Genomic DNA, 15,471 nt, shown 5'->3' on the forward strand with positions numbered 1-15,471 from the left:
ATTCGAAAAAGCCCCGAGCACATTGTGTTCGGGGCTTTTTTTTTTATGCATGGAAAAAAGCAAGGAAAAGGCCCGGCAGGCAGGGTGCCTGCCGCCCCACCCAAGCGACGCGGTGCGCCGCGTCGCTGGCTGACGCCTGCTCCTACGGGGCAATCGCGCCCCGATCTACTGTAGGAGTCCTATTCATCGGGCGATGGCGGCGCACAGCCGCCCGGGGCGGGCGAGGCCCTTGACTCCGGCCTACTCCTTGAGGACATGCATGTCCCTATGTCCCTATGTCCCTATGTCCCCATGTCTGCATGCCGCTGCCTGGCGTTTTATGTCAGAATGCCTTCCTCAAGGAGGATTGCCATGACACACATGCGCTGGGAGCAACTGCTCTCGCCCCGCCGTTTGCACGACAAGCGCTCGACCACCGGTCGTGAAATGGGGCGCACCCCGTTTCACAAGGATCATGACCGCATCGTCTTCTCCGGCTCGTTTCGTCGTCTGGGTCGCAAGACCCAAGTGCATCCGCTCACCGAGAACGACCATATTCATACCCGGCTGACCCACTCGCTGGAAGTGGGCTGTGTCGGCCGCTCGCTCGGTATGATCGTCGGCGAGCTATTGAGCGACCAGCTGCCCGAGTGGATTACCCCGGCAGATCTGGGCGTGATCGTGCAAACCGCCTGTTTGGGCCACGATATCGGCAATCCTCCTTTTGGTCATGCCGGCGAGTACGCTATTCGCGACTGGTTTCGCCGCGCCCAGGGAAGTGGGCTGCTCGACGGGCTTTCCGAGGCAGAGTGTGAGGACTTGCTCACCTTCGAGGGCAACGCTCAGGGCTTTCGCGTCATTACCCAGATCGAATACAACCAGTTCAACGGCGGCATGCGCCTTTCGGCGGCCACGCTCGGCACGCTGCTCAAGTACCCCTGGACCGTGCGCTACGGCGGCCGCATGGGCAAGTTCGGCTGCTACCAGTCCGAGCAGGCACTACTCAGCGAGGTAGCCGAGGCGGTGGGGCTTTTGCCCCAGGGCGAACAGCGCTGGTGTCGCCATCCGCTGGCCTGGCTGGTCGAGGCCGCCGACGATATCTGCTACGCGCTGCTCGACCTGGAAGATGGCCTTGAGATGGGCATCCTGCGCTACGAAGAGGTGGTGGAAATTCTGCGCCAGATCGCCGGCGAGTTTCCGCCGGAGTATGAGGAGATGCTCAGTCGCAACGTCTCGCAGCGCCGGCGCATTGCGCTCTTGCGTGGGGCGGCCATGGAGCGTGCGGTCAACGAAGTGGCGTCGGTGTTCGTGCAAAACGAGCAGGCGCTATTGAGCGGCACGCTGGTTGAGGATTTGTTAGAGCTTTGTCACCCGGACTTGGGGTGGGGAGTGCAGGCGGCCAAGCAACTGGCCCGGGAGCGTATTTTTCAAAACGAACGTAAGGCAAAACTCGAGATTGGCGCCTATACGACGCTGGGCATCTTGCTGGAAGCGTTCATCGGCGCCGCCCATGAGCTTCACCATACCGGCCAAAGCTCGTTCAAGCATCAGCGTGTGTTGGCCCTGATCGGTGAAAACACGCCGCTGCCTTCCTGGTCGCTGTACGACAGCTACCGACGCATGCTCGATTTCATTGGCGGGATGACCGACCACTACGCGGTGGACCTGGCTCAGGAGATGGGCGGTCGATTACGCGGTGACTAAACCGACGCCTTTTGTAGATGCGGCGGCTCGGTCATGCGCGAGCGCTCCAGCAGTACGTGGATGATTTTGTCGTGAAGCGCGTCGGACAATAGCGCCGGCGTAAGCTCGGTGAGTTCACGCGCAAGCTGCTCGCCGCTGACGACCAGCACGTCCGGTGCCGCTTCGGAGGTATCGATGGTCCAGCCCGGCAGCGCCAGTACGCCGTGCACCTTGACCGGCACGCCGCAGCGCTGCTCTAGCCAATCGGAAAGCCAGGCAACGCTCTGACGGGTCTTGAGCAGCGGGCGGCGCTCCTGCCAATGGGGAAAGCGTAGCCGCTCGGGCTCGACCGCGACTTCGTTGAGCTCTTTACCATCGGGGCCAAGCGCCAGCGTACGCGCTCGGGTTTCGACTGCGAACACGCCGTGCGGCGTTACCACCACGTGGTCGATGGTGAAGCTATCGGTGGGAACGTCGTGAAATACGTAGTAGGGATGCGCCTCGGGGCGAATCAGCCGCTCGAGCTCCTGGCCTACCGCCAGCTCGCAGGCAAGGCCGAGTTTGAGTCGGCGAATACGTTGGTAGTCGCGAATCAGCAGCAGTGAAAACGCCACCACCAGCAGCGTGCTCACCAGGCCGTAAAGCGCCCACTCTCCCCACTCCTGATGCTCCACGAACAGCATGCGGCCCATTCCGTAAACCAGCGGCGCGAGGCTAACGATGGGACCAAGCGCGCCGTTGAGAAACAAATTGGAGTAGGCACGTTCGAGGCGGGCGCGAAGACCCTGGCCGGGCTCGCGAAGCGGAGCATCGAAGGGGGAGCTTACGCGCGCATCGTGAAGGCTGCGCAGCGCAAGGACGACGCTGGCCATGGCCGCCATCGGAAACAAGAAAATCAGCGGTAGCAGATACTCCAGCCAGACCATTGCAGTGCCTTACCCGTATGCAGAATCGCTCTGCGGTGCGCGCCGGGCAGTCTAGCCGCCCGCCAGTTTGACCTTATAACCCATCGCTTCGAGCGCCGCTTTGAGCGTTTCACGGTGGTCGCCCTGAATTTCGACGATGCCATCCTTGACGGCCCCACCAGTACCGCAGCGCTTCTTGAGCGTTTTCGCAAGCGTCTTGAGCTCATCGCCGGCCAGCGGAATACCGCTGAGAGTGGTCACGCCCTTACCCTTGCGCCCGCTGGTTTCGCGGCGAATGCGTACGATACCGTCGAGCGAGGCGAGCCTTGCCTGCTCGCTTTGCTCGTCGCAGACGCAGTCATCGACCCGTGCGCGGCAATCGGGGCAGGTTCTGCCCTGTTCGGTTGAGTAGACAAGTCCACCCAACTGATCACGTAATGAGGCCATACCGTGTTTCCGTTAACCCTTTGTCTGAAAAGTGTGGGGCGATGGCGGCGCTTTCGCGTCCGGTGATCAGCCGCCTCACGACGCTGGTCAACTGCGTCATGCTGTCGATGCTGATCGCCCCGTCCGGCGTGGTTTCCGAGTCGGGAAAGCGGTTGAGATGAATCACCGTCATGCCTGCCTTGAGCGCGGCGCGAACGCCGACCAGCGCATCGTCGATGGCGATGCAGTCGCGCGCGCCAAAGCCCATGATACTGGCTGCGTGAAGATGGAGACAGGGCTCGGGCTTCCAGCAGTTGGCCGTGTAGCCGCTGAAGAAGCGTTTCCCGAAATAGGTGGCAAGCTGCGTTGCTTTCAATGCCGCCTGAATCTTGCTTTCCGGACCATTGGAGACCACAGCGCTTGGAAAGCGGCGAAGCGTTTCGAGGGTATCGACAACCCCGGGCAGGGTTTTGAGTTCGCGGGTCAGGCGCTTGGCGAGATTGTCGCGCATGGTGCGCTCGGCGCTTTCAAGGCGCTGCGGGTCGACCTCACCAAAGCGAGCCTGAAGCTCGGCGACGATCGTGCGAAACCGGGCGCCGCGAAACTCGCCCATGTAATCCTGTCGCTGGAAAGGCAGTCCGACGCCGGTCAGCGCCGTGGCCATCTCGTCGGCCAGAAGGGGTTCGCTATCAACCAGAGTGCCATCACAATCGAACAACAAAAGTGGGAGCGGCATCGTTGATCCTTGCAGCGCCTGCTGCGTGTAGTGATTAAAAAGTAGACGATCGTCCTATTGAACGAGATTTACGGACCTTTGTGAACACTGTTTTATAATTTTTTACAAAACAAAAAATGCCCGAGAGGCCCTTTTGAGGGCGCTCGGGCGAAAAATGTTCCAAAAAAGTGAGATAAAACCTTTACCTGGCGCAGCGACGCCGCCAGTCGGGCTTTCTTAAAAAAGATTAACGCTAAGGCGGGATTAACGCGAAAGCCTGCGCGAGTTATCGCGGCTGCGGCGGTGATACGGGGACATCGTTTTCTGACTGGTGACCCACCACGGCGCATAGTGACCGTTCATGGCGCCGAAAAAGGCCTTTTGCATCGCCATGCCCGCCTCGACACTCGCTTCCATTTTCTCGGTCACCATGCGCTGATTCTCGAGCATCATGCCGGGGCTAAAAAACGGCTGGGTCTGCCACAGATGCTGACGCTGAGCGATCGTCGACAGCGAGGTGCTCCAAAGCTCCAGCGCCATCATGGTGGCACTGTAGATCCCCATCATGGGAACGAAGGGGGCGCTGAACGGCTTGGCGGAGTGCTTCATGGCGTTTACCTTCAGTTGATGAAACAGTATCGATACGGTGATGGCGCCATACTACGCTGATGCTGCGCTGCAACAAGCGTTTTCGGGAAGCCCGGCAATAAAAAAAGGCGGCCAGAGCCGCCTTTCTCGGTTCATGAACGCAAGGTGTTTACTTCACCTTCGGGTCCAGTTCACCGCGAGCGTAGCGCTCGAACATCTCTTCCAGATTGATAGGTTTGATCTTGCTGGCATTGCCGGCGGTGCCGAACGCCTCGTAGCGGGCGATACATAGATCGCGCATGGAGGATACGGTTTCCTTGAGGAATTTACGCGGGTCGAACTCGGACGGGTTCTGGGCCAAAAAGCGGCGTACCGCGCCGGTGGATGCCAGGCGCAGGTCGGTGTCGATGTTGACCTTGCGCACGCCGTGCTTGATGCCTTCGACGATCTCTTCGACCGGCACACCGTAGGTTTCCGGAATCTCGCCGCCGTACTGGTTGATGATCTCGAGCCACTCCTGGGGGACCGAGGAGGAGCCGTGCATGACCAGGTGGGTATCCGGGATGCGCGCGTGGATCTCCTTGATACGCTGGATCGAGAGCGTATCGCCGGTGGGCGGCTGGGTGAACTTGTAGGCACCGTGGCTGGTGCCGATGGCAATCGCCAGCGCGTCGACGTGGGTGGCCTTGACGAATTCGGCGGCCTCTTCCGGGTCGGTCAGAAGCTGCTCCATGTCGAGCTTGCCTTCGGCGCCGATGCCATCCTCTTCGCCGGCCATACCGGTTTCGAGGCTTCCCAGGCAGCCAAGTTCGCCTTCGACGGAGACGCCACAGGCGTGGGCCATTTCCACCGTGCGGCGGGTGACGTCGACGTTGTAGTCGTAGTCCATGGGCGTCTTGCCATCTTCACCCAAGGAGCCGTCCATCATCACCGAGGAGAAGCCGAGCTGGATCGAGCGCTGGCACACCGCGGGGCTGGTGCCGTGGTCCTGGTGCATGACCACCGGGATGTGCGGGAACTCTTCCACCGCGGCCAGAATCAGGTGGCGCAGAAACGGCGCGCCGGCGTATTTGCGCGCGCCAGCCGAGGCCTGCACGATCACCGGCGAGTCGGTCTTGTCGGCGGCTTCCATGATGGCGCGCATCTGCTCGAGGTTGTTAACGTTGAAAGCCGGGATGCCGTAGCCGTGTTCGGCGGCGTGGTCGAGCATCTGGCGCATGCTGATTAAAGCCATGAAGTCACCTTACTGGTTGTCGGTCTTGAGGGTCGGTAGTGGTAACGGGTTACGCGCCGCGGGCAGCGGCTTCGAGAGCAGTCACGGCGGGAAGCGCCTTGCCCTCGACGTACTCCAAAAACGCGCCGCCGCCGGTGGAAATATAGGAGACGCGGTCGCTAATGGCGTACTTGTCGATCGCGGCCAGGGTGTCGCCGCCGCCAGCGATCGAAAACGCCGCGCTTTCAGCGATGGCTTTCGAGAGCGCCTCGGTGCCCTTGCCGAACTGATCGATCTCGAACACGCCCACCGGGCCGTTCCATAAAATCGTGCCGGCGTCTTTCAAAAGCCCGGCCAGGCGGCCGGCGGTGTCCGGGCCGATATCGAGGATCATTTCATCATCCGCCACCTGATCGACCGGCTTGACCGTCGCTTTCGCGGATTCGGAAAACTCGGTGGCCACGACCACGTCGGTGGGTAGCGGAATGTTGACCGTCGCCATCAGCGTTTTGGCCTGATCGACCAGGTCCGCCTCGAAAAGCGATTTGCCTACATTATAACCCGCTGCGGCGATGAAGGTGTTGGCGATGCCGCCGCCGACGATGAGCTGATCGCACTTCTCACTGAGCGCGTTGAGCACGTCGAGCTTGGTCGATACCTTCGAGCCGCCGACGATCGCCGCCATCGGCCGTTTCGGCGTGGCGAGCGCCTTCTCGAGCGCTTCGAGCTCGCCGGCCAGCAGCGGGCCGGCGCAGGCGATGGGCGCAAAGCGCGCTACGCCGTGGGTCGAGGCCTGGGCGCGGTGGGCGGTGCCAAAGGCGTCCATCACGAAGATGTCGCAAAGCGCGGCGTAGCGCTTGGCCAGCGCCTCGTCGTCCTTTTTCTCGCCGCTGTTGAAGCGTACGTTCTCGAGCAGCACGACGTCGCCGTCGTCGAGTTCCGGCGCCTTATCGAGATAGTCGGTGGCCAGCGTAACCGGCTGGCCCAGAAGCTCGGCAAGATGCTCGGCGACCGGCGCCAGCGAGAACTCATCGGCTGGTTCGCCTTCGGTGGGGCGGCCGAGGTGGCTCATCAGCAGCACTTTCGCGCCAGCGTCCCTGGCCGCCTGAATGGTCGGCAGGGCGGCGCGCAGACGCGCGTCGCTGGTGACGCGGCCATGCTTGATCGGTACGTTCAGATCCTCGCGGATCAGCACGCGCTGACCCTTCAGCGAGTGCTCGGACATCGTTTGCACGTTCATCCAGACGGCTTCCTTGTGGTTGGGCGGTGATACGTCAGTGGCTTGAAGGCGGCGCGAGCGACGCCAGGCGTCGGCTGATATCCAGCATACGGTTGGCAAACCCCCACTCGTTGTCGAACCAGCAGAGCAGTTTGATGAGCCGCTTGCCGGCGACCCGGGTCTGGGTGGCGTCCAGAATGCCCGAGTGCGGGTCATGATTGAAGTCGACCGAGGCCATTGGTGCCTCGGTGTAGTCCAGCACGCCCAGAAGGCGCGTGCGGCACACTTCTTTCAACAGCGCGTTGACCTCTTGGGCGTCGGTATCGCGGCGCACGGTGAGCGCGGCGTCCATGGCCGAAACGTTAATGGTCGGCACGCGCACGTGCAAGCACTCGAAGCGCCCCTTGAGCCCCGGCATCAGCCGGCTGATACCCACGGCCAGGCCGGTGTCCACCGGCACGATGGAGTGCATCGCCGAGCGCGTCAGACGCAGGTCGGTTTGATGATAGGCATCGATCACCGGCTGGTCGTTCATCGCCGAGTGAATGGTGGTGGTCACGCCGTGCTCGAGCCCTAGCGCCTCGTCGAGCACCGTGAGAAGCGGCACCAGGCAGTTGGTCGTGCACGACGCCGCCGACAAAATGCGCTGCTCGGCCGACAGCGTTTGTTCGTTGATGCCCCAGACGATAGTAGCGTCGACGTCGGACTCCGCCGGCTGGGAGAACAAAAGCCGCTTGGCGCCGGCCTCGAGATGCTGTTCGGCGGTGGCGCGGTCCTTGAAGCTGCCCGAGCACTCCAGCACCAGGTCGATCTCAAGCGCCCGCCAGGGCAGGCGGGTCGGGTCGGCCTCGCTGAGCACCTGGATGCGCCGCCCGCCGACGATCAGCGCTTCGCGGTCGCTCTCCACCGCGACGGGAAAACGGCCGTGGGTGGTGTCGAAGCGGGTGAGATAGGCAATCGTATCCAGATCCGACAGCTCGTTGATCGCGACGATCTCGATATCGGGGTCGTTGCGCTCGATGAGCGCGCGCAGCACGCACTGGCCGATGCGGCCATAGCCGTTGATGGCGATACGAAATGTAGGCGTGGACTCGGCCATAAACGGCAGCTCTTTAACGAACGGTGGCGGCCAGGCGGCCGTAAACTCGCGTGATTTTAGCGTATTTCATGGCCCACCTCCTACCAGGTGCCAGGCCAGCGGCAGCAAAAGCGCGGTGAAAATGCCCGTAAGGCTCATGCCGAGCGACGCAAAAGCGCCGGCGGCGGGGCTGATTTCGAACGCCCTCACGGTGCCGATCGCGTGGCCGTTGAGCCCGAGGGTAAAGCCGATGACGCGCTCGTCCTCGATCTTCAAAAGCTTCGCCGCCGGGCCGGTAAATGCTGCCGTGGCCACCCCGGTCACCAGCAGTGCGCCGAGCATCAGCGCCACCGACCCGCCAATTTGCTCGGTGATGCCGATGGCAATCGGCGCGGTGACCGATTTGGCGGCAAGCGAGGCGAGAATGTCTGGCGGCGCGCCCAAAAGCCAAGCGATGCCCAGCGCATAGCAGGCGGCCAGGCTTGCGGCGATGGGCAAGCAAACGGCCAGCTCGCGCCACAGTGCGCGGATGTGTGGCAGCTGCTGATAAAGCGGCATGCCGAGGGCCACCGTGGCCGGGCCCAGCAGCAAGGTTAGCCACACCGCCCCTTCGCGATAGCGCGGGTAGGGCAGCCCGATCAGGGCAAGCGCGGCGGCGAGCATGAGCGCGGCGATCAGCACCGCTGGAAGCCAGGCGGGCCGTTTAAGGCGAACGAACAGGGCGTTGGCGACGATGAACGCCGCGAGCGTCAGAGCGACGGCGAACAGCGGTGACGCGGCGAGCGTGTCGAGCAAACCGTCAGCGTTCAAGGCGACCTTCCCTCATGACCTGTCCATCAGACGTTTGAGCAGCCACAGGGTGCTCGCCACGCTTGCGAGCGTGCCGAGCACCAGCGCGACAAGAATCACCGGCCACTGGCCCTGAAGTTCGTCGATGATGAAGAACACCCCGACCACGCCTGGCATGATCAGCATCGCCAGCAGCGCGATCAGCGGCTGGGCCGCGGCGGCCACAGGGGCCGGTACGCGGCGAAGAAGAATCAGCGTGGCGGTGAGTAACAGCATTCCCACCACGCCGGAAGAGACGGGCAGATCGGAGAGGCGAACCACCGCCTCTCCGATCAGGTAGTAGCCGACCAGCCACAAAAAACCGGTTAGTGCAGGCATTCGGGCGGCGGCTCCTTGCTGCGCGCGCCGGGATCAACCCAGCAGTTCACGGGCCTGGTCGACGATGTTGTCCACGGTGAAGCCGAAGTGCTTGAACAGATCACCGGCCGGGGCGGACTCACCGAAGGTGGTCATGCCGATCACGCGGCCGTCGAGCCCCACGTACTTGTACCAGTAGTCGGCGTGGGCGGCTTCGATCGCGATGCGATGGGTCACCGCGCGCGGCAGTACGCGCTCTTTGTACTCGGCGTCCTGCTCGTCGAAGCGGTCGGTCGAGGGCATCGACACCACGCGCACGGCGCGGCCCTGGCCTTCGAGCGCGGCGGCAGCGTCCATGGCCAGCGCCACTTCAGAGCCGGTCGCGATCAGAATCAGCTCCGGCGTGCCTTCGGCATCCTTCAACACGTAGCCGCCGCGCTGAATCTCGGAAAGCTGCGTCTTGCTGCGCGCCTGGTGCGGCAGGTTCTGGCGCGAGAGCACCAGCGCCGTGGGCCCTGAGCGGCGCTTGAGCGCGGCGTCCCAGGAAGCCATGGTCTCGACCGCGTCACAAGGTCGCCAGGTCGCCAGGTTCGGCGTGGTGCGAAGGTTCGTGAGTTGCTCGATCGGCTGGTGGGTCGGGCCGTCTTCGCCCAGACCGATGGAGTCGTGGGTGAAAACGTAGATCGCCTGGTTACCGATTAGGGCGGCCATGCGTACGGCGTTGCGCATGTACTCCATGAAGATCAAAAACGTTGCGCCGTAGGGCACGAAGCCGCCGTGCAGCGCGATGCCGTTCATTACCGCACCCATGCCGAACTCGCGAACGCCGTAGTGCAGGTAGCTGCCGCTCGGGTCTTCCGCGGTGATCGCTTGGGTGCCTTCCCAGTAGGTCAGGTTCGACGGGGCCAGGTCGGCGCTGCCGCCCAGAAGCTCCGGCATCTGCGGGCCGATGGCGTTGAGCGCGGCAAGCGATGCCTTGCGCGAGGCGATGCTTTCGCCTTTCTCCTGAGCCTTTTCGATCAGCGCTTCGGTGCCGAGTTCGGCGGGCAGCTCGCCCTTCATGCGGCGCTTGAACTCGCGGGCGAGTTCCGGGTGGGCCTCAGCGTAGCGCGTGAAGCGCTCGTTCCAGGCGTCCTGCTGCTTTTTACCTGCCTCACGGGCGTCCCAGGCGGTGTAGATCGGCTCGGGGATGTAAAACGGCGCGTGCTCCCAGCCGAGCTGCTTGCGCGTTGCCGCTACTTCGTCGTCGCCGAGCGCGGCGCCGTGGGACTCTTCTTTGCCCTGCTTGTTGGGCGCGCCGAAGCCAATGATGGTCTTGCAGATGATCAAACTCGGCTTGTCGCTTTGCTTGGCGAGCTCGATGGCGGCCTTGATCTCTTCCGGCTTGTGGCCATCGACGTTGGGCACCACGTGCCAGCCGTAGGACTCGAAGCGCTTGGCGGTGTCGTCGGTGAACCAGCCCTCGACTTCGCCGTCGATGGAGATGCCGTTGTCGTCATACAGCGCGATCAGCTTACCGAGCTGCTGAGTGCCGGCAAACGACGCCGCTTCGTGAGAGACACCTTCCATCAAACAGCCGTCGCCGAGGAAGCACCAGGTGTGGTGGTCTACCACGGTGTGGCCCGGGCGGTTGAACTGCGCGGCCAGCGTGCGCTCGGCCAAGGCAAAGCCCACGGCGTTGGCAAAGCCTTGCCCCAGCGGGCCCGTGGTGGTCTCGATCCCCGGCGCGTAACCGAATTCCGGGTGGCCGGCGGTGGGCGAGTGGAGCTTACGAAACGACTGCAGATGCTCGAGGCTGACGTCGTAACCGGTGAGGTGCAACAGCGAGTAGAGCAGCATCGAGCCGTGCCCGTTGGAGAGCACGAAGCGGTCGCGGTCGGCCCACTTCGGATCCTCGGGATTGTGCTTGAGGTAGTCGTTCCACAGCACCTCGGCGATATCCGCCATTCCCATGGGGGCGCCGGGATGGCCGGAATTGGCCTTCTGGACGGCATCCATGGAAAGGGCGCGAATGGCGTTGGCCAGCTCAAAACGGGACGGCATGGGGGGCTCCTCGCCTGAAGACGGAAAACAGGGATCAGAAAACACCGATATAACAGCGACAATACCGATGCGAAAACCAGAAAGGGGGCTATTGTCGCTGACTTCAAGGGCCTCGGCAAATTATAGGCGCGCCTTATGGGAACGCGCCCTGCTTGCGTGTAAACTCCACCGTTTGCGGCGGCGTCGCCGCGTGACCACTCCGGCAGGGTGCCTCCTGCCGCGATTTTTTTGATGCTGTCAGCCGGCAGCCGTCGTACGAGGGCCGAGCGCGTAATGAGCGAATATTCCCTGTTTACCTCCGAATCCGTTTCCGAGGGACATCCCGATAAAATTGCCGACCAGATTTCCGATGCGGTGCTGGATGCGATCATCGCCCGGGACAAGCAGGCGCGCGTGGCCTGCGAAACCCTGGTGAAGACCGGCGTGGCGATCATCGCCGGCGAGATCACCACCTCCGCCTGGGTGGATCTGGAAACCCTGGTGCGCGACGTGATCACCGAGATCGGCTATACCTCGTCGCAAGTGGGCTTCGACGGCGCGACCTGCGGCGTGGTGAACCTGATCGGCAAGCAGAGCGTGGAAATCGCCCAAGGCGTCGATCGCACCAAGCCCGAAGATCAGGGCGCCGGCGACCAAGGGCTGATGTTCGGCTACGCCACCAACGAAACCGACTCCTACATGCCGGCGCCGATCCACTACTCGCATCGCCTGGTGGAGCGTCAGGCGGAGCTGCGTAAAAACGGCATGCTGCCGTGGCTGCGCCCGGACGCCAAGAGCCAAGTGACCTTCCGCTACGATGCGCAGGGTCAGCCCTGCGGTGTCGACGCGGTGGTGCTCTCCACCCAGCACGACCCGGAGATCGCCCAGGAAGACCTGCGCCACATGGTGCTGCGCGAGATCATCGAAGACGTGCTGCCCGCCGAGTGGCTCGACGAGAACACCCAGTACCACATCAACCCGACGGGCAAGTTCGTCATCGGTGGCCCGGTGGGCGACTGCGGCTTGACCGGGCGCAAGATCATCGTCGACACCTACGGCGGCATGGCCCGCCACGGCGGCGGCGCGTTCTCGGGTAAGGACCCGTCGAAAGTCGACCGCAGCGCGGCCTACGCCGGCCGCTACGTGGCCAAGAACGTGGTCGCGGCGGGTTTGGCCGACAAGTGCGAAATCCAGGTGTCCTACGCTATCGGTGTGGCCGAGCCCACCTCGGTGTCTATTGATACCTTCGGCACCGGCAAGGTCGACGACGCCCGCATCGTCGAGCTGGTCCGCGAGCACTTCGATCTGCGCCCCTACGCGATCACCAAAATGCTCGATTTGCTGCACCCGATGTACCAGCTCACCGCCGCCTACGGCCACTTCGGCCGCGAGCCCTTCGAGCACAGTTATCAGTGGGTGGACGACAAGGGTGAAACCCGTGTCGAAACCTTCACCGCCTTCCCCTGGGAGAAGATCGACAAGGCGGACGCGCTGAAAAGCGCCGCCGGCCTCTAGGCTCGCTCCGCGTTCGATCCAGCGCCCTCGGCTTTGCCGGGGGCGTTTTTTTATGGGCGAAAGTACCGCGGCTGCCCTAGGCTGGTGATGAATAGTTAGCCTCGGGGCCGAGCCATGACGAGCACAAGGCGCACGCTTTTCTCCCTGTTGACGCTAGCCGCGTTAGCCCTGCTGGCGTTTGGCGCGCGCGCCGACGACTGCCCACCCTGGCCCGATGAGCGTCTTGCGCTCGAAACCCAGGCGTTGGCCGAGCAGATCGTGCTGTGGGATTTGAGCTACCACGGCGAGGGTGTGGCGCTGGTCAGCGATACCCTGTACGACCAGGCGGCGGCGCGTTTGGCGCAGTGGCAGCGCTGTCTTGGGCAAACGCCGCAGCACCGGCCGCTCGAAAACGTTCTGGACGCCGAGGCGTCCCGCGCTGTGTCTACTCGCACTGTTTCCACGACCACAACGTCCACTCGCACTGCCTCTACGCCCGCCGCGTCGGCTTCTTCTGCGCGTACCACTTCCACCCGCGCCCATCCGGCGGCGCAGACCGGGCTCGAGAAAACCGACGAAGCGGGCGTGCGCCGCTTCACTACTCGCCGCGATAATCTTTGGATTCAGCCCAAGGTCGACGGCGTAGCGGTTACGCTCGAGTACGAAGCCGGCGAGCTGATCGAGGCGGTCAGCCGCGGCGACGGCGAGCGTGGCCAGAACTGGACGCCGCGCGCGCTGGAACTGCCCGCGGTACCCAACCGGCTACCAGAGGCCATCGACGCGATTTTTCAGGGCGAGCTTTACTGGCGCCTTAACGATCACGTACAGGCTAGAGCGCCGGAGAGCGGCGCCCGGGGGCGCGTCGCCGGCGTCATGGCGCAGCGCGCGCCGAGCGCGGAGACGCTCGACCGTATCGGGCTCTTCGTTTGGGACTGGCCGGACGGCCCGACGGACATGGCCACTCGGCTTGGCGAGCTTCAAGCGCTCGGCTTCGACACCGCGGCCTACACTCACCGCCTTGATGAGCAGTACGACGCTGCCTACTGGCGTGATACCTGGTTCAACGCGCCGCTGCCCTTCGCCACCGACGGCGTGGTGATCAAGCAAGCCGAGCGCCCCGGCATCCGGCGCTGGTCGAGCGCGCCGCCGAGCTGGGCAGTGGCGTGGAAGTACCCGCCGAGCCAGGCGCTGGCGCAGGTGCGCGGCGTCGAGTTTCGCATTGGCCGCACCGGGCGGGTAACGCCGCTTCTGCACCTCTACCCCGTCGAGCTTGACGGACGGCGCGTTACGCGGGTGTCGCTGGGCTCGCTCGATCGCTGGCGCGAGTGGGACGTGCGCCCCGGTGACCAGGTCGCCGTCGAGCTTGCCGGGCTCACCATTCCCCAGGCGCGCGAGGTGGTCTGGCACACCCGCGAGCGCGCCGAGCTCACCCCGCCCGAGCCCGAGCGCTACCATCTCTTGAGCTGTTTTTCGCTGACGCCGGGCTGTTTCGATCAGCTGCTGGCGCGGCTGACCTATCTGGGCGAGCGGCTCAACATGCGCGGGGTGGGCGAGGGCACTTGGCGCGCACTGCTGGAGGCGGGGGCGGTGAGTGACCTGCTGGGCTGGCAGCGGCTAAGCCGCGAAGAACTCATACAGGTCTCCGGTATCGGGGAGGCGCGCGCCGAGGCGCTTTCGGGCGCGTTCGGCCAAGCGCGCGGCGCCTCCTTCGCGACGTGGTTGGACGCTTTAGGCGTGCCGCCGGGGGCGGACGCGCGCCTGCAGGATTGGGAAACGCTCAAGGCGTTGAGTGCCGACGAGTGGCAGGCCCGGCCCGGTGTCGGCCCCGTACGCGGCGAGGCGCTGGCAGCGTTTTTCAGCCACCCCGAGCTTGCGCGCATGGCGACTCAGCTGCGCGCCTTCGGCGTAGCGGGTTTTTGAGCGGCGGCTTTCCAGGCACTTTTCAGACAGAGCCTAGCCAAGCCCGGTGAGTGACAGCATCACGCCCAGATAAAGCGGTATCAAAAGCGGCGCCAGCAGCGTACTGGTCAGCACCGCCAGCGCCCCCTTTTGCGGCTCGATCCCAAGCTCCATCGCCACCACCACCACGTTGGAGGCCATGGGCACTACGCTCAATAGCAACAGCGCCAGCGCCAGCGTCGGCGAAAGCCCTAGCCACGCATCGAGCACCAGCACCCCAATGAGCATCAGCGCCGGCCACAGCACGTAGCGAAGCCCCAGGCACGCGAGCACGAAACGGGTATCCCAGGCCGCAAGTCGCGCTTGGCTCAATGTCATGCCGATGATCATCATGCCGAGCAGCGTGTAGCTTGCCGGGAACACAGAAAGCGACTCCATTACCGGCGCGGGCAGGCGTATCGAGAGCGCGCCGAGCAGCAGCGCCAGGGCGAAGGCGTAGAGAAGCGGAAGGCGGCTGATTTTGATGAGGCTCTGGCGCACCGAGAACTGGCCGCGCGCACTCAGGTAAAAGCCCACGGTGAACTCGTAAAGGTTGATGCCCAGCATGCAGAAGAGATAGAGCGTCACTCCTTCTGGCGGTAGCAAAATCAACGCGATGGGCAGGCCGAAGTAGCCGGTATTGCCGGTGCCCGAGGAGAACGCCAAAAGCGCCGCTTCATGGGCGCCGAAAACGCGCCGTCCCAGCGCGTTGACCGCCAGCGCTAGAGTGCTGGTGAACAGAAAAAGCGCCAGCGTCAGCGTCAAATACTCGGCGGTCGGGTCACCGTTCATTAGCGCGCGAAATACGGTGAACGGCGCGATCACATAGACCAGCAGCGTAGCGATGGGCTGCGGATTCACCTTGAGCCGTTTGGCCGCGACGAAACCGAGTGCCACGAAGCTCAAAAGCGTTAGCAAAGGGCCCGCAAGCGTTGCAAAAGAGAGGTCCATGAGGGTTTCCAAAGGTTAAAGGCCGCGACTATGAATCAAATTAACGTAGCGCCGTGGAATCTTTCATTAGCCGCGCCCCGGCCCAACGGCGACAATAGGCCACATTATCACCTT

Annotated in this window: 14 protein-coding genes; 3 read left to right on the forward strand and 11 right to left on the reverse strand. The window is 63.6% G+C overall.

The features are described from left to right. Positions 1–351: 351 nt before the first annotated feature. On the forward strand, positions 352–1,683 hold the full coding sequence (locus MQW23_RS19105; protein WP_252109816.1) for a deoxyguanosinetriphosphate triphosphohydrolase: 1,332 nt from the start codon (positions 352–354) through the stop codon (positions 1,681–1,683). Here the strand turns inward: MQW23_RS19105 and MQW23_RS19110 are convergent. The 10 genes from MQW23_RS19110 to tkt all read right to left on the reverse strand — a co-directional run bounded on the left by MQW23_RS19110 (position 1,680) and on the right by tkt (position 10,995). Beyond that, entirely contained in the window at positions 1,680–2,588 is a 909-nt protein-coding gene (locus MQW23_RS19110) for a nuclease-related domain-containing protein (RefSeq protein WP_252109817.1), read from the reverse strand. The two genes, MQW23_RS19105 and MQW23_RS19110, sit on opposite strands and share 4 nt — an antisense overlap. 51 nt (positions 2,589–2,639) lie before the next feature. After that, positions 2,640–3,014, reverse strand: a complete 375-nt coding sequence (locus MQW23_RS19115) for a translation initiation factor Sui1 (protein WP_252109818.1) — start codon at positions 3,012–3,014, stop codon at positions 2,640–2,642. After that, the gene (locus tag MQW23_RS19120; RefSeq protein WP_252109819.1) at positions 2,998–3,729 is read right to left on the reverse strand and encodes an HAD family hydrolase; all 732 of its coding nucleotides are present in this window, start codon (positions 3,727–3,729) and stop codon (positions 2,998–3,000) included. The genes MQW23_RS19115 and MQW23_RS19120 overlap by 17 nt, the downstream gene beginning before the upstream one ends. Positions 3,730–3,972: 243 nt before the next feature. Further along, entirely contained in the window at positions 3,973–4,317 is a 345-nt protein-coding gene (locus MQW23_RS19125; protein ID WP_252109820.1) for a hypothetical protein, read from the reverse strand. A gap of 148 nt (positions 4,318–4,465) precedes the next feature. After that, entirely contained in the window at positions 4,466–5,530 is a 1,065-nt protein-coding gene (gene fba, locus MQW23_RS19130; protein WP_252109821.1) for a class II fructose-bisphosphate aldolase, read from the reverse strand. A 49-nt stretch (positions 5,531–5,579) separates the two neighbouring features. After that, positions 5,580–6,749, reverse strand: coding sequence for a phosphoglycerate kinase (locus MQW23_RS19135; RefSeq protein WP_252109822.1), 1,170 nt, complete (start codon positions 6,747–6,749; stop codon positions 5,580–5,582). A gap of 34 nt (positions 6,750–6,783) precedes the next feature. After that, positions 6,784–7,827, reverse strand: a complete 1,044-nt coding sequence (locus MQW23_RS19140) for a type I glyceraldehyde-3-phosphate dehydrogenase (RefSeq protein ID WP_252109823.1) — start codon at positions 7,825–7,827, stop codon at positions 6,784–6,786. Positions 7,828–7,893: 66 nt separating this feature from the next. Beyond that, positions 7,894–8,616: an LrgB family protein gene (locus MQW23_RS19145; protein ID WP_252109824.1), complete on the reverse strand. Its 723-nt coding sequence runs from the start codon at positions 8,614–8,616 to the stop codon at positions 7,894–7,896. A 12-nt stretch (positions 8,617–8,628) separates the two neighbouring features. Next, the gene (locus tag MQW23_RS19150) at positions 8,629–8,973 is read right to left on the reverse strand and encodes a CidA/LrgA family protein (RefSeq protein ID WP_252109825.1); all 345 of its coding nucleotides are present in this window, start codon (positions 8,971–8,973) and stop codon (positions 8,629–8,631) included. Positions 8,974–9,006: 33 nt separating this feature from the next. Further along, entirely contained in the window at positions 9,007–10,995 is a 1,989-nt protein-coding gene (tkt, locus tag MQW23_RS19155; protein ID WP_252109826.1) for a transketolase, read from the reverse strand. Between the two features lie 273 nt (positions 10,996–11,268). Between tkt and metK the strand changes: the two genes are divergently transcribed. After that, complete coding sequence (gene metK / locus MQW23_RS19160) at positions 11,269–12,489, forward strand: methionine adenosyltransferase (RefSeq protein ID WP_252109827.1); 1,221 nt, start codon at positions 11,269–11,271, stop codon at positions 12,487–12,489. Positions 12,490–12,603: 114 nt separating this feature from the next. Beyond that, a complete protein-coding gene (gene ligB, locus MQW23_RS19165; protein ID WP_252109828.1) occupies positions 12,604–14,388 on the forward strand; it encodes an NAD-dependent DNA ligase LigB in 1,785 nt (594 codons plus the stop codon). A gap of 33 nt (positions 14,389–14,421) precedes the next feature. On the opposite strand, the gene MQW23_RS19170 is transcribed toward ligB, so the two are convergent. Further along, on the reverse strand, positions 14,422–15,357 hold the full coding sequence (locus MQW23_RS19170; protein ID WP_252109829.1) for an AEC family transporter: 936 nt from the start codon (positions 15,355–15,357) through the stop codon (positions 14,422–14,424). Positions 15,358–15,471: the final 114 nt, after the last annotated feature.

Source organism: Halomonas sp. S3-1-1, assembly GCF_023757625.1.
Classification (GTDB): Bacteria; Pseudomonadota; Gammaproteobacteria; order Pseudomonadales; family Halomonadaceae; genus Vreelandella.